18 protein-coding genes and 4 pseudogenes are annotated in these 21,733 nt (G+C 68.3%); 4 read left to right on the top strand and 18 right to left on the bottom strand.

Annotated elements, in window-relative coordinates; all coding sequences use genetic code 11:
- The 11 genes and pseudogenes from IPG72_14920 to IPG72_14870 all read right to left on the bottom strand — a co-directional run bounded on the left by IPG72_14920 (window position 1) and on the right by IPG72_14870 (window position 8,108).
- Window positions 1-2,970, bottom strand: a complete 2,970-nt coding sequence (locus IPG72_14920) for a VWA domain-containing protein (protein ID MBK6770267.1) — start codon at window positions 2,968-2,970, stop codon at window positions 1-3.
- A complete protein-coding gene (locus IPG72_14915) occupies window positions 2,961-3,086 on the bottom strand; it encodes a hypothetical protein (protein ID MBK6770266.1) in 126 nt (41 codons plus the stop codon). Before IPG72_14915 ends, IPG72_14920 begins: the two co-directional genes overlap by 10 nt.
- A gap of 159 nt (window positions 3,087-3,245) precedes the next feature.
- Complete coding sequence (locus IPG72_14910; GenBank protein ID MBK6770265.1) at window positions 3,246-4,031, bottom strand: hypothetical protein; 786 nt, start codon at window positions 4,029-4,031, stop codon at window positions 3,246-3,248.
- 130 nt (window positions 4,032-4,161) lie between these two features.
- Window positions 4,162-4,440 (bottom strand): annotated as a pseudogene (locus IPG72_14905) (hypothetical protein).
- Entirely contained in the window at window positions 4,395-4,964 is a 570-nt protein-coding gene (locus IPG72_14900; protein ID MBK6770264.1) for a hypothetical protein, read from the bottom strand. The pseudogene IPG72_14905 and the gene IPG72_14900 overlap by 46 nt, the downstream one beginning before the upstream one ends.
- Window positions 4,961-5,278, bottom strand: coding sequence for a hypothetical protein (locus IPG72_14895; GenBank protein ID MBK6770263.1), 318 nt, complete (start codon window positions 5,276-5,278; stop codon window positions 4,961-4,963). Before IPG72_14895 ends, IPG72_14900 begins: the two co-directional genes overlap by 4 nt.
- A gap of 83 nt (window positions 5,279-5,361) precedes the next feature.
- Window positions 5,362-5,604, bottom strand: coding sequence for a hypothetical protein (locus tag IPG72_14890; protein ID MBK6770262.1), 243 nt, complete (start codon window positions 5,602-5,604; stop codon window positions 5,362-5,364).
- Window positions 5,601-7,040, bottom strand: a complete 1,440-nt coding sequence (locus IPG72_14885; protein MBK6770261.1) for an FtsX-like permease family protein — start codon at window positions 7,038-7,040, stop codon at window positions 5,601-5,603. Before IPG72_14885 ends, IPG72_14890 begins: the two co-directional genes overlap by 4 nt.
- Complete coding sequence (locus IPG72_14880; GenBank protein MBK6770260.1) at window positions 6,956-7,489, bottom strand: hypothetical protein; 534 nt, start codon at window positions 7,487-7,489, stop codon at window positions 6,956-6,958. Before IPG72_14880 ends, IPG72_14885 begins: the two co-directional genes overlap by 85 nt.
- A gap of 2 nt (window positions 7,490-7,491) precedes the next feature.
- Window positions 7,492-7,924, bottom strand: a pseudogene (locus tag IPG72_14875) (ATP-binding cassette domain-containing protein).
- Window positions 7,899-8,108: pseudogene (locus IPG72_14870) on the bottom strand (ATP-binding cassette domain-containing protein). The pseudogenes IPG72_14875 and IPG72_14870 overlap by 26 nt, the downstream one beginning before the upstream one ends.
- A 405-nt stretch (window positions 8,109-8,513) precedes the next feature.
- Between IPG72_14870 and IPG72_14865 the strand changes: the two are divergent.
- Window positions 8,514-9,206, top strand: a complete 693-nt coding sequence (locus tag IPG72_14865; GenBank protein MBK6770259.1) for a VWA domain-containing protein — start codon at window positions 8,514-8,516, stop codon at window positions 9,204-9,206.
- A gap of 528 nt (window positions 9,207-9,734) precedes the next feature.
- Window positions 9,735-10,448 (top strand): biotin--[acetyl-CoA-carboxylase] ligase, encoded by a 714-nt coding sequence (locus tag IPG72_14860; protein MBK6770258.1) that lies wholly within the window; start codon window positions 9,735-9,737, stop codon window positions 10,446-10,448.
- Between the two features lie 190 nt (window positions 10,449-10,638).
- Here the strand turns inward: IPG72_14860 and IPG72_14855 are convergent, their stop codons facing one another.
- Together IPG72_14855 and IPG72_14850 are read right to left on the bottom strand one after the other, a co-directional pair.
- Complete coding sequence (locus tag IPG72_14855; GenBank protein ID MBK6770257.1) at window positions 10,639-10,848, bottom strand: hypothetical protein; 210 nt, start codon at window positions 10,846-10,848, stop codon at window positions 10,639-10,641.
- A 35-nt stretch (window positions 10,849-10,883) separates the two neighbouring features.
- Window positions 10,884-12,601, bottom strand: a pseudogene (locus tag IPG72_14850) (A/G-specific adenine glycosylase).
- Window positions 12,602-14,175: 1,574 nt separating this feature from the next.
- Between IPG72_14850 and IPG72_14845 the strand changes: the two are divergent.
- Window positions 14,176-14,721 carry a hypothetical protein gene (locus IPG72_14845; GenBank protein ID MBK6770256.1) on the top strand — a complete coding sequence of 182 codons (546 nt, stop codon included), beginning with the start codon at window positions 14,176-14,178 and terminating at the stop codon, window positions 14,719-14,721.
- A 4-nt stretch (window positions 14,722-14,725) separates the two neighbouring features.
- Here the strand turns inward: IPG72_14845 and IPG72_14840 are convergent, their stop codons facing one another.
- Entirely contained in the window at window positions 14,726-16,138 is a 1,413-nt protein-coding gene (locus IPG72_14840; GenBank protein MBK6770255.1) for an IS66 family transposase, read from the bottom strand.
- Window positions 16,139-18,155: 2,017 nt separating this feature from the next.
- Between IPG72_14840 and IPG72_14835 the strand changes: the two genes are divergently transcribed.
- A complete protein-coding gene (locus tag IPG72_14835) occupies window positions 18,156-19,496 on the top strand; it encodes a hypothetical protein (protein ID MBK6770254.1) in 1,341 nt (446 codons plus the stop codon).
- A gap of 57 nt (window positions 19,497-19,553) precedes the next feature.
- Here the strand turns inward: IPG72_14835 and IPG72_14830 are convergent, their stop codons facing one another.
- The 4 genes from IPG72_14830 to IPG72_14815 all read right to left on the bottom strand — a co-directional run bounded on the left by IPG72_14830 (window position 19,554) and on the right by IPG72_14815 (window position 21,625).
- A complete protein-coding gene (locus IPG72_14830; protein MBK6770253.1) occupies window positions 19,554-19,976 on the bottom strand; it encodes a JAB domain-containing protein in 423 nt (140 codons plus the stop codon).
- 527 nt (window positions 19,977-20,503) lie between these two features.
- Window positions 20,504-20,830 (bottom strand): type I restriction endonuclease subunit M, encoded by a 327-nt coding sequence (locus IPG72_14825; GenBank protein ID MBK6770252.1) that lies wholly within the window; start codon window positions 20,828-20,830, stop codon window positions 20,504-20,506.
- Window positions 20,831-20,924: 94 nt separating this feature from the next.
- Window positions 20,925-21,320 (bottom strand): PIN domain-containing protein, encoded by a 396-nt coding sequence (locus tag IPG72_14820; GenBank protein ID MBK6770251.1) that lies wholly within the window; start codon window positions 21,318-21,320, stop codon window positions 20,925-20,927.
- Complete coding sequence (locus IPG72_14815; GenBank protein ID MBK6770250.1) at window positions 21,317-21,625, bottom strand: hypothetical protein; 309 nt, start codon at window positions 21,623-21,625, stop codon at window positions 21,317-21,319. The genes IPG72_14820 and IPG72_14815 overlap by 4 nt, the downstream gene beginning before the upstream one ends.
- Between the last annotated feature and the right edge of the window lie 108 nt (window positions 21,626-21,733).

Raw genomic sequence — 21,733 nt, 5'->3', positions numbered from 1 at the left:
CTACCTGCAGGGCAAGCTCAACGCGATCGCCCGATAGATCTCCGAAAGCTGTTGCGGCGTCGGCGCGAATCGGTAGCGCTCGGGCGAGCCAGCCAGGTTGGCCATGAAGCCGCTGTCGACGTCGGCGCCGAGGCCGATCGTGTAGACGACGATCCCGGCGTCGCGCAGCTGCTTGGCGATCGCGACGGTGGCGGCCTCTGAGCCGCCCTGCGGCCGTCCGTCCGTGAGCAGGATGACGACCGGCAGGTTTTCGGCCTTCCGGCGCCGACTCGTCAGTTCGGCCAGCGCGAGCGCGAGGCCGCGGTCGATACGGGTGCCCTGTGCGCTCGACAGGCCGTCGATCCGCGCCAGGAGCGTGGGCCGGTCACCGGTCAGCGGCTGGGCGATGGCGCCGTGCTCGTTGAACGAGACGATCGCTGCCTGGTCCATCGGCAGCGCCAGCAGCTCGATGAACGCGCGCGCGGCGTGCTTGGCCCCCGCCAGGAGCGTCGCGCCCGTCCCATCGAGATCCTGCATGCTGGACGACGTGTCGATCGCCAGCACGACATCCGTGCGCTGCGTCGGGCATTGCGTGCGGTAGAGGATCGGCAGGTAGGCGCGATGGTCGCCGATGACCTCGATCTGCGGCACCGGGAACACGACCTGTCCACCGAAGCCCATGCCGTCCGTGTAGGTGCCGGTGGCGCGCACGTTCGTCGGGCGGATGCCCCAGCGCTGCGGGCGCACCTGGTAGCGCAGGCTGAAGCCGGACGCCGGCACGGCCGACAGGGACCAGCGCAGGTCCGTTCCGGCGACAACGGCCGGCGGCACCGCCGAGCCCGTCTCATAGCGCATGTCGGACGGCAGCTCGTCGACGACCTCGATCCGCTCGAGCAGCACGCTCGTCGAGAGCCGCCGGGCGATCTGGGTGTAGATGCGGGTCAGCTCGGCCTGCGACGGCACGGTGAAGCTGCGGTCCGGGGAGCCGGCCAGCTCGATCAGGAGCGCTGCATCGACGTCGCCGCCCAGGCCGATCGTGTAGAGCGAGATGCCCGCCTGGCGTGCGGACGTCGCCGCGCGGCGGGCGGCGTTCGCCTCGACGTCGCTGTTCGGCTTGCCGTCCGTCATCAGCACGACGACGTCCGGGGCACCCGAGCGGCCGCGCGGTCCGGCGAGCTCGCTCTGGGCTTCGCTGATCGCCTCGGCGATGTCCGTGTTGCCGCCCGGCAGGATGCCGGCGATCGCCTGCACGAGGCTCGGGCGGCGGTTCGTCAGGCCCTGCGCGACGCGGGCTGCGTCGCTGAACGCGACGACGGCCGTTCGCACGCGGGCAAAGTCGAGCTCGGCGGTGAAGTCGATCGCCGCCTGCTGCGCGGCCGAGAGCTTCGGCCCCTCCATCGAGCCCGAGCGGTCGATGACCATGACGAGGTCGAGATCGACGCTCTGCGACGGGCAGCTGCCGCTCAGGCCGAGCTCGACCGTGACGAGCGCGTCGACGCGCACCGGCGACGGGCCGGCGACCTTCGTCGTTCGCAGCTGGCAGCGATCGTCGGGTGCGGGCGGCTCGGGCGGTGTGGCGGTCGGGTCGAGCTGCCAGACATCGACGCGCTCGTTCGTGTCGTCGACGACGAGCACGCGGCCCGTCGGATCGACGGCCAGGTCCACCGCCGCACCGTCCGCGGACGCGTCGAAAGCGGCCAGCGGCGTGCCCGTGTTGTCGTATGCCCAAACCCAGCCGTCCGCGGTCAGCGCGAACCAACGGCTGCCGTCCGCCGCGCCGGCGACGCGCATGAGGCGCGTCGGCACCGGCCAGCGTTCCAGCTCGCTGCCGTCCGGCGCGATCATCCGGATCGCCGCCGCGGTCCGATCGGCCACGACGACGCGCCCGCCGCCGGTGGCGATGTCGACGATCACGCCGGTGAGCGGCGACGTCGTGGCGTTGCCGGCCGCGTCGATGTGGGCGATCAGGCTGCCGCCGGCGTCGATCGCCACGAGTCCGTCCGTGGCTGCGGCTGCCAGCAGCCAAGCACCCTGGCCGGGCGGCGTCCACTTCCAGACCTGGGTCCCGTCGGGCTTGATCCGGCGGATGTCGCCACCGGTGGCCACGTGTGCGTCACCGCTGTTAACGTCGCCGGCGACGTCGGTCGGGCCTGGTATGCCGATGTGGCGCAGCGGCGTGCCGTCACCGCGCCAGACCTGCACGCGCGGCCAGTTGTCGAGCATGAACACCGTGCCGTCGCCGGCGGCGGTGATCCGCCGCGGTCCGTCGAGCTCTCCGACCGGCACCGCGACATCGCCCCACAGGACGGGCAGGGTGACGCTGAGGTCGTCCCGGTCCGCGTAGTGGTACACACCCGACATCGCGGAACGTGCATCCTGTACCGTGACCGCAAGCCCGGCGCCCGGGCCGATGGCGATCCCGAACCCGCCGTAGATGTAGCCGCCTTGGTTCTGCTCCACGAGCCGGCCCGTGGCGTCCGGTCGGACGACGAACAGGCGGCGCACCGTCGTGAAGTAGAACCGCCCATCCTCCGCCGCCACATCGACCGGGCCGTCGTACTCGATGTTGTTGCCGGGCCGATCGAGGGCGTCGACCTGCAGGCCGTTCGTGTCGCAGATCACGACGCGCGTCGCCGGCGTGTCGGCGATGAAGACGCGACCGTCCTTGAAGTCGAGACCGCGCGGGCCCTCGAGATCGAGCGCGACGGCCGCGCCCGCGCCCCACGTGCTGACGTCGGCGCCGGTGAGGTCGCGGACGATGATCCGGCGCGCGATGGGGTCGCTGACGAAAACCTTGCCCTCGCCGACGGCGATGCCGTGCGGGTTGCCGAAGTTCGCCCAAGCGGCCAGGAAGGTGCCGTTGGCAGCATCGAAGACCTGCACCCGCTGGTTGCCGGTGTCCGTGACGTACAAACGCCCGCCGTCGACGGCCACGTCGCTCGGTGACGCGAGCTCGCCCGGCGCACTCCCGGGGCGGCCGATCAGGCGCAACCCCGTCCCATCGGGGGGGCAAGGACGTGCACCCGGCCGGCACCGGCGTCGGCGACGTACACCTGTCCGTCGTCCGCCACGTCGATGCCGGCGGCTGCCAGGAAGCGGCCGGGCATCGGCGGCATTGGCTGTGACGGCCAGCTTGCGACGCGTGTAGGCCTGTGGGAGGGCGGCGCGGACGGGCTGCGCCCCGCTGGCGCGCACCCAACCGAACACCGTCAGCGCCACCGCCGCGGCGATGGCAATGCGGCCGCTCCGGCCGCTTCGCGAACCCGTCATGAGATGATCCCCCTTCGCCCGGTCGCACCGCTCGCCGGCGCGTCAAGCCGTTCGGATGCGAACGGTCCCGCGCAGCGAGCATAGGATAGATGGCCCGGACCCGTGAAAGCGTAACACGCCCCACTGTCGTGGGGATAGTGACAGAGCACGTCGTACGTCAGGGCGCCGGCGCCGCCGCGTAGCCGGTCAGCTCGACGTAGCCGCGCCCCTTGATCATGCGCCCGCCGGAAGTGCCGTCGACGGTGACCGCGCCCTCCCAGTAGCGGAAGCCCGTGGCCAGCTCCTGATCGGCCGTGAGGGGCTTCAGCGCAGGTCGATGTCCTCGCCCGGCAGCTGCAAAGCGCCAGCCCGATGGGTAGCGTGCGCCGGTGCGCGGGCTCCGCCACGAGCCCGTCGGCACCAAGTCGAAGTCGCTCGCCCCGAACGACCGGACGCTGCCCGTGTCGTCGACGAGGCTGCCGCTGGACTCCGGGCGCCGCGGCGCCGGCCGCATCGCGGATCTGGAAGGCCATGATGTCCCGCCCATCGTCCAACTGCAGGCTGAGCCAGTCCCAACCCTGGCGGCCGTCCGCCAGCGCGCTCGTCGACCACTCGTGGTCCATCCAGACGCCGCCGTCGACCGGCCAGACGCCCGCCGCGGTCGTCACGACGCCCGTCGCGGCCAGCCGGGTGAAGGAGTAGTAATAGGATGCGTTGCCGGGCTCGGGACCCTTCCGGCTCCACCCTTCCTGGCCGTGCAGTGCCGGCGGCTTGACGGCTCGGACGGTCACGTCGACGGCCACCGGCCCGTCCCTGGGCCCGCAGCCGCACGCCCGCCGCCGCCTCGTGGCCGCTGCCGACACCGCCCGGCCGCGCCTGCTGCCGACCACGGCCCGAGCCAGACGCGGTACGGCTCGGCCAGCGCGCCGGCCAGCCGACCGCGCCGCGGGCGAGCCGCTCGGCGGAATGGAAGCGGTCAGCGGCGACGTCCGTGACGGTGAAGTGGGCGAGGTGGGCTTGCGTGGTCGTCCAGGCCGTGGTGGGTGGCGACGTCGACGCCGCCATTGGAGGGGCCACGCTGCTGCGAAAGAAGGTCAGCTGGAAGCCGAAGCGGCGGCGGTCTCCCGCGTCTCGTTCGAGGAGCCAGCTCGGCACGGTGTTCGGGTTCACTGGGACCGCGGATGCACCTGATTCGCCCGCCCGCGCGAACAGGTGGCCGGTGTAGTACCACCACTCCGTCTGGTACTCCGGGTGGGCGCCCTCGTCGTCCGGGAAGCGGAGCGGGCGGGGGGCCGATGGCGCGGGCGAAGCCCTCGGTCGGGCCGGACATCATGGCGACGATGTCGGCGCTGACCGGTGGAGGGGCGCTGGGGCGGCAGCCGGTCACGGCCGGGGCAAAGATCATCGCGGCGAAGAGAGCGCCCGCGGCACGACGCGTCGTCGGGACCGGCATCGTCCTCACTCCTCGCGCAGGCTGGCGGCGATCGGCATGCGGACGAGGCGCCAGGCGGGGCGAGACCGGCGAGGAGAGCGGCAGAGACGGCGAGGACGAGGGCGCGGGCGAAGATCATCGGATCGATGTGGGTCTGGATCGTCCAGCCGAAGGAGCGGCGGTTGATGACGTAGATCAGGATCAGCGCCAGCGTGAGTCCGGCCGGCCAGCTGAGCACGCCGGCGACGAGGCCGAGCAGGCCGGTCTGGGTGAGCGCCAGGCGAATGACCTGGCCGACCGTCATGCCGGTCGCCCTGAGCGTGGCGTTCTCGCGCGCGCTCGGTTGGACGGCCGAGCGCGGCCAGCACGCCGATGAACGCGACGACGACGGCCAGCACCTGGAGGGCCGTCGTGATCGAGAACGCGGTCGAAGACCTGGAAGACCTCGGCGCGCAGGCTGCGGTTCGACCGGAAGTCGAGGCGGGAGCCGTCGACGCGGCCGAAGCGGCGTGCCAACTCGTCGGTGAAGGCGTCGGCATCGACACCGGGGCGGAGCGTCACGGCCATGTTCGTGATCCGCGGATCGTCCCACGCGGCGCGATAGACGACATCCAGCATCAGCGCGATGCCGCGGTCGGCTCCGTAATCGTTGAAGACGCCGGCGATCGGGAAGGCGCGCGGCCCGTGGTCGGAACGCAGCGTCAGGACGTCGCCCGTGGCGAGGCCGAGGCGGCGGGCGAGGGTTCCGAGATCGTCACGGCGCCGGCGTCGAGGGCGCGCTGGACGGCAGCCGCGTCGCCGGCTGCCGACAGGTAGCGGCGGCCGGCGCCGGCGATGTCGCGGCCGACGACGAGAACGTCGATGGGCTCGGCATCGGCCGCGGCGTCCGTATCCGTGGCGGCGGTGCGCAGCGTCACGGGGTGGGCCGTGGCGACGTCGGTCACTTCCGGCAGGGCGCGGAACAGCTCGGCGACCTCGGGCGACAGCGTCCGGCCGCCACGGCCCGGGCCGGCCGCGGCGGGCGAGATGAAGATGTCGGCCTGCGGGTGTCTGCGCCAGCCAGTCCTGAACCGTCTGTCGGAAGCTCCCGACCATGATCCCGACGCCGATGCTGACGGACAGCGCCACCATCAGCGCCCCGACCGCCACGCCCGTGCGCGAGAGGGAGCGCACGACATCGCGCGGCGCCATCCGGCCCGGCAGGCCGAGGACGCGGGCGAGGACGGGGCGCAGGACGGCCATCATCCCGACCGTTGCAGCCGGTGCGAGCAGGGCGAAGGCGAACACGATCAGGCCGGAGGGCGACGAAGCCGAGGGCGACGCTGCGGCTGGGCAGCAACAGGAGCGCGGCGCCGGCCCAGGGCGCAGGCAAGCGCAGCCATGGCGCCGCGCCGGACGCCGCGACGGGCGCCTTCCTCGGCGGTCGAGCGGCGGGCGCGGTCACCGGCGGCACGCGGGCGGCTTCGAGGGCCGGCAGCGCGGCGGCCAGCAGCGCAGCAGCCAGGCCGGCGAGGGCGCGTACGAGGGAGGCCGGGCTCGCGTCGACGTTCTGGACGTCGACGGCGAAGTAGAGGTCGTTGATCGTCCGACTGACGAGGGCGACGGCGCCGCGACCCATCAACAGGCCGAGGCCGACGCCGAGCACGGCGCCGACGACCCCGAGCGCGGCAGCTTCGGCCAGCACGAGGGCGCAGATCTGGCCGCGGGTGACGCCGAGCGCGCGCAGGCAGGCCAGCACCGGACGGCGTTGGACGACGTTGAAGCGGACGGTGTTGAAGATGAGGAACATCCCCACCAGCAGCGCGAGCAAACTGAGCGCGGTCAGGTTGAGCCGGAACGCGTCCGTCATCGAGGCCACGGTGTCGGCGGCCGCGCCGGCGGGCTCGATCACCGCGCTCGGCGGGAGCAGGGCGGCCAGTGCGGCGAGGGCGGCGTCGCGTGCGGCGGGCGCTTCGGGCAGGCGGAGATCGATCCGGTCGAGGCGACCGCCGCGGCCGAGGAATGCCTGCGCGGCGCCGATGTCGGCCAGGACGAGGCCCTCGAGGGCGCGGCGGCCGAGCGCATCGGATGCGTCGAGAATGCCGATGAGCGTTGCCGTGATCGGTCCGCCGCCGGTGTCGATGATGAGCGACGCGCCGACATCGGTGCCGGTGGCATCGGCGAGGGCTCGGCCGAGGAGAACACCGTCGCTGCGTGAGAGCAGCATGCCCGGACCGACGACGGGGTCCGCGCCGCGCTGGCTGCCGCCGGTGGGGGAGAGGGCGACGACGCTGGCCTGATCGCCTGCGGTGCCGGTCAGAAGGTCACGGAACGGCGCGTCGGCCAGTGGGTCGATGCCGAGCAGCGTGAGCGTGCGGTCGCCAAGGGCCGGTACTTCCACGAGACCCTCGACCACCGGTGCCGCGGCCGGCGGTCAGCGATGGATCGGTGGCGATGCGAACGTAGTCGCGCGTCGATGCCCGTCGGCCTGCCGACGACGCGGTGCGTTGCGCGGCCGGTGACGGCGGCGGCCGAGCGGCGGAAGGCGGCCAGCGCGCTCGCGTTCGCCAGGTCGATGGCCACGACGACGGCTACGCCGAGCGCGATGCCGGCGACGAGGGGAGGCGCTCTGCGCCTTGCGGCGGCGCAGGTTGGCGACGGCAGCGGAGGAGGGGACGGGCGGAGGCGAATCGGTCGGCCAGCGCACGGCGGCGCGCCACGTCGCGCGGCGCGGATCGCTTCACCCGCTGCGTCGGTCAGGCGACCCGGCTGGACCGGCACGAGGCCGGTGCCCTCGACGCGGAGCACGACGTCCGCGGCGGCGGCGACGGCGCGGCTGTGGGTGGCCATGATCAGCGTCCGGCCACGGTCGCCCACCAGCCGGCGCAGCAGGGCCAGACCCGCGTACCGGTCTCGAGGTCAAGGTTGCCGGTCGGCTCATCCGCCAGGACGATCGGCGGGGCGGCCGCCAAGGCGCGGGCGATCGCGACCCGCTGCTGCTCTCCGCCGCTGGAGGCGATCCGGATATTGTCGGGCGCGGTCGAGCAGGTCGACCTCGGCCAGGAGGGCGTCCGCGGCGGTGCGGGCGGTGGAGGTGCGGCCGGCAAGCTCGAGCGGCAGTGCGACGTTGTCGCGCACCGAGAGGGTCGGAATGAGGTTGAAGAACTGGTAGACGAACCCGATGTGGTCGCGCCGGAAGATCGTGCGCTCGCGCTCGGCCAAGCGGGTGATCGGCACGCCGGCCACGGTGATGTGTCCGCGGCTCCGGGTTGTCGATGCCGGCAATCAGGTTGAGCAGCGTGCTCTTGCCTGAGCCGCTGCGACCGAGGATGACGATGAACCGACCGGCGGGCAACGTCAGCGTGATGTCCTCGAGGACGGTGTGCGACGTATCGCCTCGGAGAAGACCTGCGACGCCGTCGAGCACGACGGCCGGCGGTGTGTCGAACGGCGCATTGCCGGCGCCCATGCGTGGGCATCGAGGGCGGTGAGGGGGGCGTCTGGGCGGTCACGGGAGGAACGATAGCATCCGGCGCTGCTACAATGGGCCGCTCGCCGGCTGGCCCCCCGATCTGCGGGTGTCCCGTGATCATACGGGTGTCCACTGAGCTGCAGGTGTCCCTTGAGCTGCAGGTGTCCCTTGATCTGCAGATGTGTTGCAGGAGGAAGCGCGCATGCGCCGTCTGACGTCCCTCTCACCCTTCCCTCTCGCGGCCGCGGTCACCGCCGCCGCGATCGGCGCTGCTGCTGTGGGCCGGCCTCGCCGCCGGCCCGACCGCGGCCCGCCGGCTGCTCGCGCCAAGCCCGTGCACGCTGACGCCGACGTTCCGAGCACCCCGCCGGCGCGGCCGTCGGTGAGGACGTACCGCTGACGTTGACGCTCAAGGCGGGCTGCCCGGCGGGTGCGTACGGTCCGCTGCATCGCATTGCTGGTGGAGGCGTCCGAAGCGTTTGCGCGGAACCCCCGACACCGGGGAGCACCTGCGCGGCGACGTCCAGACCTCGATCAAGAGCCTTATCGAGCGGCTCGATCTGCCGAACAACCCATGGATCAGGGATCGGCCTCGTCCAGTACAACGACCGCTCGCAGCGGCTGCGCGACCTCACGAACGACAAGGAAGAGATCATCGACTGCGTCGACGGCCTGTCGGCCGAGGGCGAGACGCGGCTCGACACGGCGCTCAAGGAGGCCATCAACGTCCTGAAGCGCGGCCGGCCGGGTGCCGGCTCCGGGCTGCGCGAGTTCGTCCTCCTCTACAGTGACGGCGCCAACGACTACACCGACCCGCGCACATCCCAGCCGCTGGAGGTCGCCGAGGCGCTGGCGGCGCTCAACCCGGCGCAGCAGCCGACGGCCGGATGCGACTCGTCATCAAGAGGGCGATGCCCTCAAGCTCGAGAACCCCGACGTCATCTGGTCGGCGGTGTGCGTGAGTGCGAGCTGGCGTGCATCCGTCGCATCGCCTCCGCCCAGCAGTTCATCGGCGACCTTGCGAACCCGGACCGGCTCTACAACTACTATGACCAACTGGCCAACGCGATGGGGTCAGCCCGCTGGCCCAACTAGCCGTGACGGCCACGATCGGTACGGACCTCGAATACGTGGCCGAGAGCGGCAGCCCGCCGCCCGCCGAGGCCGCTCCCGACGGCAGCCGCGTGGCGTGGAAGCTCCTCCGCACGCGTGAATCCGAGCGCATTCGCCTGAAGGTGCGCGGCGTGCGGGCCAACCCGGCCGCCGCACTGTGCACCGCGTTCACCGCGACGTTCATCGACAATCGGGCCGGCACGGGCACCGTCCAGATCGATTGCCCGACGATCGCCCTCGCGGCGGCGCCCGGCCGACGAGCACGACGCGCCCGACGGATCCGCCCTCGGCGACGCCCGAAGTCCAGGACACGCCGGTGCCGACGGAACGCCGACCGACGTCCCGACGGAGCCGCCGACGGACACGCCCAGAAGCGGCGTCTACCTGCCGGTGTCCTTCCACACGTGGCCGGTGCGCTAGTACACCACCGCTGCAGAGTCTCCGGGTTCCATACTCTGGCGGCAACCCCAGGCATGTCCAGCGGCGGGGTACTGGTTCGTCGTCCGCTCGATGCCGCGACCATCGCCCACGCGCTGCGCGCGCCCGGCTCGGGACACCGTCGTTGCCTGCCCGTCCGTCGCCTCGACGATGGATGCCGCGGCTGCCCTCGCCGCGGCCGGCACGCCTGACGGCGCCGTCGTGCTGGCCGACGTCCAGACGGCGGGCCGCGGCCGGCACGGGCGCGCCTGGCTGGCCCCGCCCGGCACGGCCTTGATGCTCTCGATCGTCCTGCGCCCGCCCGTCCCGCCCGATCGGCTCCCGCAGGCCCTGATGGCCGTCGCCCTCGGCGCCCTCGAAGCGATCGCCGGCCGTCTGCCGGCCGACGCGCCGCTTGGTCTCAAGTGGCCGAACGACATCGTCGTCGGCGACCGGAAGATCGCCGGGCTCCTGGCGGAAACGACGTGGCGGGGGAGCGACAGACCGGTCGTGATCGTCGGCCTTGGCCTCAACGTCTCCCAGGCGCGTGCGGCACTGCCTGACGGTGCGGTGAGCCTGCGGCTGGCAGGCGCGCGCGATCTCGCCCGCACCGCCCTCGCCATCGACGTCCTCCGCGCCGCCGACCGCCACTACGCCGACGTGCTCGCCGGTGTCGACCTCGTGCCGCGCTGGTCGGCGCGCCTTTCGACGCTCGGTCGTTGCGTCATGGTGCGCGACGCGGTGAGCGGGGCGGTGGTGGCCGAGGGGCAAGCGACGGGGTCGGGGCAGACGGGGCGTTGGAGGTGACGGGGGCGGACGGGGGTGGTTGCGGTGCGGGCGGGGATGTGACGCTGGCGGGGGGCTGAGCAGAACCGGCGAACATCGCGCAAACGTCCGGCCTACGGCCCTCCGACCCCTCCCCCAAGTCTGGGGAGGGGAGGATCACGGGTTGGGGAAGGGCCGGAAGGGATTTCATTGCATTGATCAGCGCGTCTGCCTAGCCGAAGGCGTCGAAGCGACCCAGCAACTTCCGCATGAGCGTCGAAACCGGCAGGCCGTCGATCATCGCGCGGTCCAGCCAGCGCCACTCGACGTAGGGCTCGACGGTCCGCGTGGGCGCGACGGCGACGGCGACCTGTGCGCGGACGGGCGTCACGGTCAGGGCGATGTGCGTGAAGACGTGCGTCAGCGCCGGTCCGGTCGGCAAGGTGTCGACGTCGACGAGGGTCTCATCGGGCGGCGTCAGCGGGAACTCCCAAAGGCCCCCCAGCAGCCCGCTCGGCGAGCGCCGAGCGACGAGGATGCGGCCGTCGGGGTCGGTGACGAGCCACGCGACGGCGGCCATGGCCCGCGGGCGGGCGCGCGGCCGGCGGGCGGGAAGTGCGTCGGTTCGCCGGCGGCGCGGGCGGCGCACCATGGGGCGGCCGGGCAGCGCGGGCAGGCGGGTTGGCGGGGGCGCAGACGGTGGCGCCGAGTTCCATCAGCGCCTGGTTGACGTCACCGGGCGTGTCGTCGTCCGCCAGGGCCGCCGCGACGGCTTCGACGGCGCGCGCTCCTTCGCCACGGGCGACGTCGGTCCGGGCGGCGAGCAGGCGGCCGACGACGCGGCGGACGTTGCCGTCGATGGCCGGCACCCGTGCCCCAAACGCGATCGAGGCGACGGCGCCGGCGGTGTACGGCCCGATGCCGGGCAGCGCCGCCAGATCGTCGTACGTCCGCGGCAACGTCCCGCCGTGAACGGCGACGATGGTCCGGGCGGCGTGCCGCAGGTTGCGGGCGCGGCTGTAGTAGCCGAGGCCCTGCCATGCCGACAGGACGTCGTCCTCGTGTGCCGCGGCGAGGGCGGCGATGGTCGGGAAGCGCGCCATCCAGCGCCGGAAATACGGCTCGATGGTGGCGGCGCGCGTTTGCTGCAGCATGACCTCGCTCACCCAGACCGCGTATGGATCGGCCGCATCCCGCCATGGCAGCGCGCGGCGGTGGACGGCGTACCACGCGCGGAGCGCGGCGCGCAGCGCAGCGGTGTCGAGCGGCAGCGCGGCCCGTCCGACAGCGGCGGATGGGCCGATGCCGCCGTCGCTCACGGCCGCTCGGCCGCGGGCAGCCAGAGGAGCGGGACGACCGCGCGCGGGCAGGCGGTCGGGAGCGGCACCGCCGTCGGCGCGGCCGTGGTCGGCGGCGGGCCGGCCGGCGGCACGTCGAGGACGATCACGCCGGCAGCCCGGTCCGCCACCCAGACACGGCCGTCGATGTCGATCCCGATTCCGCTCGCCCAGCCGGGCGTTTCGACGATGCCCTTGAGCGCCGGCAGTGCGCCGGAGACGTCGACCACGGCCACGCCGGAAGGACCGAGGGCGGCGTACAGCGTGCCGCCCCGGATCGCCAAGTCCTCTGCCGGCGCCGGCAGCGGCAGCGTCGTAGCGGCCGGTTGCGGTGCGCCGACGGCGTCCAGCGCGTACGCCACGAGGTCGCCGCCGTCCGTCGCGATCCAGAGACGGTCGATATCCCAAGCGACGGCGGCGCTGCCGACAGACGATGCGATGCCGACGAGCCGTGGCTGATCGCGCCGGCTGAAGTCGAACATCGCCAGCGAGGCACCGGCGGCGACGGCTGCCAGACGCTTGCCGCCCGGGTCGACGGCGATGTCGCGGGCTCGGACGACCGGCAGCCCGGCGGCATCCGTGACGCGCAGCGTGGCAGAGAGCACCGGTGCCAGCGGATCGGCGATGTCGATAACCGCAAAGCCGAGCGGCGTATCGACGGTGACGCCCACATCGCCCACCACGCCGACGCGCTCGACGTGTCGAGCCCGGTGATCGCGCCGCGCAGGAGCAGCTGCTCGCCGACGCCCGGCACGTGCTCGAGCCCGACGAGCCGCGGCCGCACGGCGGCCAGGAGCGCGTAGCGGCCGAACGGCCGGCCCGGCGGCGCCAACGGCGCGGCGTCGGCGACGGGCGCATCGAGCACGAGGCCGGGGGCGCGCACCAAGTAGGCGCGGGCGCCGGCGGCATCCTCGCCGAGAAGCGCCGTGGGCACGACGCCGCCGCGCCCGCAGGCCAGCCAGGCCGACGGCGTGTCGGCGCGCAACTGCAGGGCGCTCGGCACGATCGACTCCGTCGTCTGCGCCGTGAACGCCGTCCGATCGCCCTCCAGCCAGCGGTCGATCTCGACGGCGCGGTGCCCGAGCGCGTCGCCGCCGACGATCGCCCATGCGCCCGCCGCGGCGACGTCGAGGCCGAGGCCGCCGAGCGTGCCGTCGTCCAGCTGGGCGAGGACGGCCGGCCAGCGCTCGGTCTGGACAAGGCGTGGGTTCTTCGGATCCGAACCGTCAACGGCGGCCAGCGCGGCCGTGGCGGCCGGGGCGCGGGCGAAGGCGACCAAGACCGTCGTGCCGCGCACGGCGATCGCGCGTCCGTCCCCGCCCGCCGCATCCAGCGCCAGCTCGCCAAGAGCGATCGGGTTGACCGGGTCGCGGACGTCGATCGCGCGCAGCGTCGGGCCGTCGGCGACCCAGGCGGTGGCGGCGATGCCGGCGCCGCCGGTCATCGCCACGGCCTGGGCATTGGCGAGCGCGATGACGCCGATCGTCCGCACATGATCGAACGCGTCGGCATGGAGCAGGGCGATTCCGTTGGTGCCCCACGCCGCCAGCGCGTACGCGCCGACGAACGCGACATCGTGCACGGGGCCGGGCGGGGCGTCGTCGGCCGGTGCGCGGAGATGGGTCGTCCCGCCCGGGCCGACGACGAAGAGGCCGACGTTCGTCGACACCCAGCGCCGCCCCATGCGGTCGACGGCAACGCGGTGCGACTCGACCGGCACACCGTCCACCGCGTCCGGCACGGCGTCCCGTTCGCCGAGCGCCGGGCGCGCCGGCTGGCCAACATCGACCGCCCAGACGCCGGCTGCGCCCAGCGCCAGCCAAACCGTGCCGGTGTCGGGCGAGAGCGCGACGTCCTCCACGACACCGGGTAGCGCCTCGGTCTCGCCGAGGAGGTGCGTCAGCGGGTCGATGCACCCGCCGTACACGCGCAGCCGCGCGCCGACGCCGAGGTAGGTGCGGTCGGCGTCGAGCGCGACGGCGCGGGTGAGGCCGCCGAGCTGGCCGGTGAGGGAGAGGGTGGCAGCGGGTGCCTGGGCGGCGGGTGCGGCGATAGCGACGGACGCGGAGATCGCCGTCACCCGAGTGGGGTGCGCGGCAGAGTAGGCCGTCGCCAGCCAGAGCAGGAGGGCGAAGGCGCAGCAAAGGGCGGTGCGCGGCATGTGTTTCCCGATCGTCACGGTACGGCAGTCAGTGGGGCGGGTGGGAGTCGAACCCACATGGGTTTCCCCAACGGAGTTTAAGTCCCTCTTTCGGGCCTTTCGCCAATGTTCGCCTCCGATCGCGAAACCCCGTTTCTGTCTGTAAAACTGGCCCTAACCCGTCCATCCAGCGCCGCCGTTAATCGCCGATGTTCGTCTGGGTTAGGGTCAGAATTAGGGTCAAACCAGGGTCAGGTCCAACAGGCAGAGCACACACACGTCGGAGGCTACCGTGAACTCCCTGTACCACCGCATCTACAGTCGAGACTTTGCCGCCGCCACGCTCCTCGTGTCCCTCGTCACTCTGCTGGCCTCGGGCCTGCACAATGTCGCTCATGGCTTCGCCGATGTCCAGACCGGCACGTCTCCCCTCCTGCACTGGGGCGGGGCGGTCGCCATCGAACTTGGCGTGGTTGCCATCGGCCTGACGATAGCCGTGCGAGCCCGCACGGGCCACCGGAACCGACGGCTCTACGCCGGGATCCTGCTGTTCGTGTCAGCCTCCATCTTCGCTAACTACGACGCCAGCCTGCAATCCCTCACAGGCAAGGCGATCACGTGGGAGGCGATTCGGACGCTGGATGCCTGGACGCTCGCCAAGGGTGCGTTGCTAGGAGGAGCCATTCCCCTAATGGTACTCCTGGTCATCGAGTCGCTGCGGGAGCTGGCGACAGAGGGGTCGACAGGTACGTCCTCAACTGGCGTCGACGAAGTCGACAAAGTCGCCGACATGGCCCCATCAAGCACTCCCAGCCCTGTCACTCCTCTTCCAGAGTAAGCGTTCAGCTGGGTAGCGGCAGCAGAGACGGCAGGGGCCGTCCAGCCAAGTGGGCCGCGTAGCCATCTGTCAGGAAAGCGAGGACGTCGCGCTCTTGCTCACGAAGACAACCGGTGGCGGTCAGGATGCGTTCGACGAAGCGGCTACCGTGGACCGAATCGGTGCCGAAGGTCTTCTTGCGCATGAGCACCCCGCGGCGAACGCGGCGCTCGGCAAGGTTGTTGGTGGGCTCGACATCCTCGTGGTTGAGGAACGTCCACAGCAGAGGTTCGCGTTTGAGCAGCCAGGCGGATTGCCTGCAGCTGCGCTCGGCGAGTCCGGCGTCGGCAACGCGCTCCAGGAGCGCGTGAATCGTGGCGCGATGGACGGTGATGCGCTTGGTCATCTCGTCGCGAGAGATCTTGCCGTCCCGCCAAGCCCGCCAGTCAGCGAGCACTCTGTAACCGGCCATCTCAAGCCGGCGACCATGCCACTCGGAGCCCTTACGCTCCGCGATGGCGCGGAAGACCCGCAGCACATGAGCCCAGCACAGCTGGCGCAGGGCGATCCAGTTGTAGGCACCCAGCATGTCGACGACGGCCAAGCCGCCAAAGTTCTTACCCAGCAGGCGCTTGGCTTCCATGCGTCCTCGACCCAGCTGGACACGGAAGAACACCAGCCCCTTGCCAGCGCCCGCCTCCCACAGCCAGGCGCCCTTCTTCCCCTGCCGCCAACTCGTTTCGTCGGCGTAAACGATGCCTGCCGCTCGGACCGCATGGACCACCGCCAGCACCGGCGCCCTGAGCATCATGCTCATACGCCGCTCGATTGCGCTGATGGTCCCGGCCGATGGCCCGTCGCCGTAGAGCATCTGGAAGTACTCCACGACCTCTCGTTTGGAGAGCAGCAGCCGACCCGTCAGCAATGCCACCAAGGCATGGACCCGCGGTCCGAACCGGCTGCTCGTCACTCCCGGCGGCGGCTTGCCGGTCGTCGTATGCCCGCATGCCAGGCAGCGAAGTCGGTGGACCTGATACTCCACCACCTCAAGCCGCTGCGGCGGGATCTCGTGGACTTGGTATCGCAACGGGTGAGGATCCTCACCCGACAACGGTGCCTTGCACCGTTCGCATTCCACTTCACGGCAAGGGATCACGCGATCGACCTCGGCCGTCGGCACCAGCGATCGACTGTGACCCTTGTGACCAGGCTGGCCGCCTCGACCAATCTTTCGCGGCCGACCTCGGCCTCGCTTCTCCCCTCCGCCGGCTCCTGGCCCGTCGCTCGACGGCGGCTTCGACGTGTTGCCCGAGTTCTGGCCCAGCCGTTCCTCGAGCGCGCTGACCTTCGCCTCCAAACGCACGATCGTCTCTGCCTGGCTCAACACCAAGCGGATCAGATCCTCCCGCGTCAGGGCCGCAAGCGCCTCTGCTGTCATGCCGCCCAGGCTATCAGGCCTTCGCCGATCGGGCAACCGGCTGAACGCTTACCGATCAACTGGTGGGGCGCCGAGTGCAATTTTGGTCAATCGACATATAATGTTGCTGGTATTCCTATTGGACTACCAGCTTCATTCGGTGGACAGTGCATCGACTTCTATTACAACTGGCCATGTTCCAATCCTAGCGACCCGGACTGTAATGATTACCGGAAGGAAATGGAGATCATGGCTGAGAGAACTAACTCTAACGGTGATACGATCTATCTTGATCACTGGGGGTTTGGCGAATCGTCCAACTGGAACGTATTTTATGATGCCGCAGCGTTGAGCGAAGGAGAGGATTGTGGCTGTACTGAGGAGAACATTCAGGCGTTGTATCCTCCATCGCCAGATGCGACCCAGGAAGCACATAGGCGAGAGTTGCGGCGACCGTTGACAATGCTAACCCCCTGCGAGGTCGGGGAGGTGGCATATGGTCCAGTCGTTTGTGCGGCGCGCTTCGTAGACGGTATTGACGGAACCGGTCAGCAGTGGTCGGGACGCGACGAAAAGTTCCTCGGCAGCACTCACGGAGGCGGAGCCGTCGGGCTATTTTTCACGCGCGTCACTCTCCTGAACTTTTGGGCGGATCTCGGTCAGCAATGCAACATCGCGGAAATCAAGAATGAGTACTTTACAACGATGTGCGGCGCTATCGATGCGCTGTGCGCGGCCGGCGCGACCGATCCACGATGTGAGTTAAATCCATCGGGGATTGGTCGGCGAGCCAAGAAGTTCACTTTCAGTCCTGATCTACTTGGCTTCGACTCATCTCCAGATTCGTTGATCCCAGGGAGCTCACCGGGCGATCCAGAGCCCTGCGCCAACTGCGACTTCCAGTTTTGTCTCGATCACTTTGAGATCTACTTTACGCGTGAAGTACCTATTGATACGGCACCCATGACCAACGGAGCATATCATGCCCAAAATGGATTCATGGGTCTCCGCATTGACAATGGGATGTGCTTTAATGACACGTGCGCAAATTGGTACATGGATCCAATCGGTGGAGCCGGTCCGTTTACCAATCCTGAGACTCCTACTCCAACGCCGGGTGGACTAGCGACAGAAACTCCGACGCCCCTGCCGCTAGAGGACCCGAACTGGCACACACGGTGTCCTCATGGCCCGTGCTTGACCCCGACACCCTCTGATCCACCTTGGTGTCCGACGCTAGTTCCCTTGGCGACAGCGATTATAGAACCCAATGACAGCAAAGGCCTACAGAACTTCTGTGCTGCGACAAGTGATACTGTTAGCTTGTGGCCACCAGCACAAACCCCTTGGCCGGGCAACACTCCGACCGTGGCACCAAAGTTGACGCCTACCCTTGCTGCATATGCAACCTCATCCATTGCTACGTGTGCACCAAGTGCGACACCGACATCTACTTCGACGCGCACTCCTACGCCGACGAAGACGTCTACTCCTACTCGAACGCCCACGTCCACTCCAACTGATACGTTGACTCCGACTGTAACGGCGACCCCGTCCAATACATCCACGCCAACCGATACACTAACTCCGACACCGACTGCGACTCCATCAGCTCCTGCGTGCGCTACCGTTGAAGGGGACCGTGAATGTGTCGAATGTCAATCGGGCCCGCCGGCAGATCCTGGCTGCCGATATGAGGTGGTGGTAACCCCACCGGTACTAAGTTGCGATCCTGAAGGTCCATACACGATCACGATCAAGGTGGGATCTACGTGCGACACGGGGGGCAATGTCACCGTGGAATTCGATGGTGATCGCTACGGCCTGACCTATGTACCAGCTGATGCGGCTTGGGAAATGTCGAAGTGCTTGGACCACAAGCCGTCCAGCTTTGAATTCGAGGTGACGAATGGCTCGGGACATGACGAGGGCCTTAGCTGGTACAACATCGAATATTGCTGCGACTGTGAGGAGGCACTCTTGGAATCAGAGCTAGGTCTGACTGTCGCCCACACGACCCTGCGAAAGGAGTAGCAAAATGATGTATCGCAACTTCCTTCCGGTTACCATAGCGATGGTCATGGTAGCTGGGCTACTCGGTGATCCGCTTGCGCAGCTGCAAGGTGGCTCAGGGCACGCTGCAGTCTCTGACCTCGCCTCTCAGGCGAGGGAAGCGCAGGCCGACGCAATACCTCAATGGCATTGGGAGCCCACCGTGCAAATGCCTATTGGGCGTGCAACGGGCCATATGACTCTGTTGAGTGACGGCTCTTCCATGCTCGTGGGAGGAAAGCTTGTCGAGACTGGCCAAATTCCTGAACGCATTGGTGGCTATTCGTCCCATGCAGTGATTTACGATCCGGCGTCAGGTCAATGGCGCAATGCGGGTCAAAGCATCACTGGAACGAGGGCGTACGGCTGCAATTGTATTCTGATCGCACTTTCCAACGAGAGGGCTTTCTTCATGGAAGTTAGTGCGCCAAAGGACGTAGATCCTTCTGGCGCAGCATTTCATCTCTATGACGGGACAAGTAACAGATGGGAGGATTTGCCCGGGCCTGCTCGTGAGCAAATGCCAGGCTATTACTACGACTTGACTGCTGCGTCGGCCCTAGATGATCATACAGTTGTCGTCGCTATGGATGTCCATAGGAGTGTAGCTGGTTCGGGATACCGAACCTCAACATCTGTATTTTCCTTCAACATCGATTCGAAGAAATGGTCGCAAGTGGCACCTCTTGCTGAGCCTCGATGCTGTGGTGCCATGACACGTCTGGCTGACGGTAGAATACTACTGACCGGCGGGCGGACGGATGAATACCTTGGACTTCCATTTGATGAAGCCCCTGATCCTACGGCCAGTGTTGCAGTAGTTAACTTCAAGAGTGGAAACCACTATTCCAAGGCATCGAGCATGCATAACCCGAGACTATTTCATTCTGCTACCACCCTTAGTGACGGGCGTGTGCTAGTTGTTGGCGGAACTCCTTGGAAACCTGCCGAACTTTACGATCCTCTAGCCGATGAATGGACGGAAATTGAGGCTACGCGGCATGATGCCTATACTGGTTCAATCGCGATCACGCCTTCCGGCGGCGCGATCGTGACTGGAGGATGGGACAATAGTCAAGGCATGCTGTGGAGGCACGCAGAGTGGCTTGTGCCTGAGACTGGAAGGTGGTTGAAGTTGGATCCTCCTCCAGCTATGGATGGCATCTCGCATGCTCAAATGCTCACCAGTGACCAAATTCTTTTTGTTGGATGGGGGCGAGTGAACTCTGCCATGTTAGTGCGAGATGGAAGTGTGCGCCCAACTCCGACGTCGGTCGCTTCAGGTCGGGCTTACTTGCCGCTTAATATCACGCATATTTCGCGATAGGCTATTATAAAACGGCCCTGATGCAGGTGTCTATCGAGGCTCTTGGAGTTTGGTACGTCACTTTTGGTTGGACACAAGAGCGTCATCCCAGCAATAGTTCGCCAGTGGGCACCCCATGAGGTCTGAGGCAGCAATCCTGTCAGCAGTATCTGTTGGAATGTGCCCGCCTTCGCGGAAACTGTAGAACGATGAGCCGGCGATGATGACATGGTCAACGATCCGGATACCTGGCAGGTTACCCGCCTGTGAAAGCTGGCGGGTCAAGGCAAAGTCGTCGGGCGAGGGCGTCGGATCGCCCGAGGGGTGATTGTGAGCGACGATGACGCCAGGTGCTTGCTGCACTACCGCTGGGCGGAAGACCTCGGCTGGGCGCACCGGCGATTCTCGCACGGTGCCCTGGTACACCAGATGTGCCCCGAGCAGGCCGTGGCGGGTGTTTAGGGTCAGAACTCGCAGCTGCTCCTGGGAGAGACCGCTCATCTCAGGAGCCAGCAGTTCAAAGACCTGACGAGGGTGGGAGAGAACAACGCTCGCCTCGTGTCGAGCCAGGAGTGGCGCCACCTCAGCGGTCGACAGCGAGGCCAGGACGACGCGCGCTAGGCTCGCCAGTTCGCCCTCAGAGAGACCAGTGAGTCTGTCGAGCCGGCGTGTGTATCCATCGGGCTCGGCAACGCGTCGGGCGCCAGCATCCCCAAGCTCAAGTCCAATCCCGAGTTGAGCGCGTGACGCCTCGTGAGGCGGGACAAGGTGTGGGGGTGGTAATTGATCGGAGTTGGGGACGGCGCGCTTGGTTACATGAAGCTCTCCTGCCTCTAGGTGCAGATCAAACAGGCCGAGGAGTGCGTAGGTGGCCCCGGAGGCGATCAGCCACTCGGTTAGAGATCCTTCAGCAGCCTCGATGCGATCCCGCAGGACAGCCTCCCGTGCTCGGTTGTTGTGCAGGCTGCGAGCAGCCCTCAGCAGTCGATGGTCATGTGGTGTACGCTCCATAGGAAAACGGGACGAGGTCAATACTCCAGTGGCGTGAGGAGCGTCGTGTACGCTCGGTCTGCCTCGGTAATGATCCAGAGTCGCTCGTCGGTGGGAAGGGAGTAGGCGGAGAGTATCCGGGCGCCGGTGGTGAGTGCCTCGTCGTTGGCGGCCTTGTCATCACGCTCAAGGTCTCCCCAGTCCCCCGTGACGTGGCGACGAAGATAGACGCGCGGATCGGCAAGCGCCTCCTCGCACGCGGTGAGCGCCCCAGGCGTTGCCACGACCTCCCCCAAAGAGAACAACGGTAGGCGACGCCGTTCTTCGGGCCGTGGCTCTGGCTGGGAATATTCGGTTGTTGGCATTGATTGGGAGCGCGAGCGAACTATTCAATAACATTACGCTCGGGCACGCTCGATTGTATCAAGCGATGCTAGACAATGTCAACAGGATCTGTAGCTATGGATTTCCGCCCAGTCTCTCAATCGTGATGTTGGGAATTGGGAAGTCGCGCACATTGTTGGTCACAAGCGTGGCCGATGTCGTTCGGGCGAGCGCGGCAATAAGGGCGTCAGGCGTTCGCAACCGGCGGTCCTGCAATGCCAGTTCGTATCGATAGTTAGCGGCAAGCAACGCCACCGGTCGAGTCAGCGGCATGAGTGTGAGACGCGCAATGAAGGCGTCCATCGCCGGATTCGTGCCCGGCGTCTCGCCAGCGTAATACTCGGCCAACTGAACGGCGCAGATGAGCAGTTCTGCCTTGGCCTCAATCAGTTCAAGTACGCGCGCCGTTGTGGGCTCGACCCCCTGCGCGTACTCGATGAGCACGGTGGTATCGAGAACAAAGCCGCTCATGGCCGATCTTCGGCGACGCGTGCGCGAAGCGCATCCAACTCATCGTCGCTCTCGCCACCGGCCTGGCGGTCGTCATGCACCCACTGTGCGATCGACTCCGATGTGTCCCCCCAGGGCCGAGGCTGGCCCTTGCCGCTTCCGGCTGCTGCTCGGGCGATCTCAACAAGTTCAAGATGCTCAAGCTCGCGACGGGCGGCATCGGCCAAGAACTTACTCCGTCGGCGCTGACCGACGCGCAGGTCGATCTTCGCCAGGATGTCCTTGGGCAAGATGACGTGTGTCCGAATGTCCGTCTCAGGATTCATAGTGTCACTCCACAGTGTCTCATATGTCCCACTGTATCATATGCATTGGGGATTTGCAAGCTCTAGGTCGCGTGGCTAGACTACTCCACGCTGGTGCCTGAGGCGCCT

Origin of the sequence: Candidatus Avedoeria danica (assembly GCA_016703025.1) — a bacterium.
Lineage (GTDB): Bacteria > Chloroflexota > Anaerolineae > Epilineales > Epilineaceae > Avedoeria > Avedoeria danica.
Note: the sequence above shows the minus strand (reverse complement) of the source record. Positions and strands in the feature narration are given on the sequence as shown.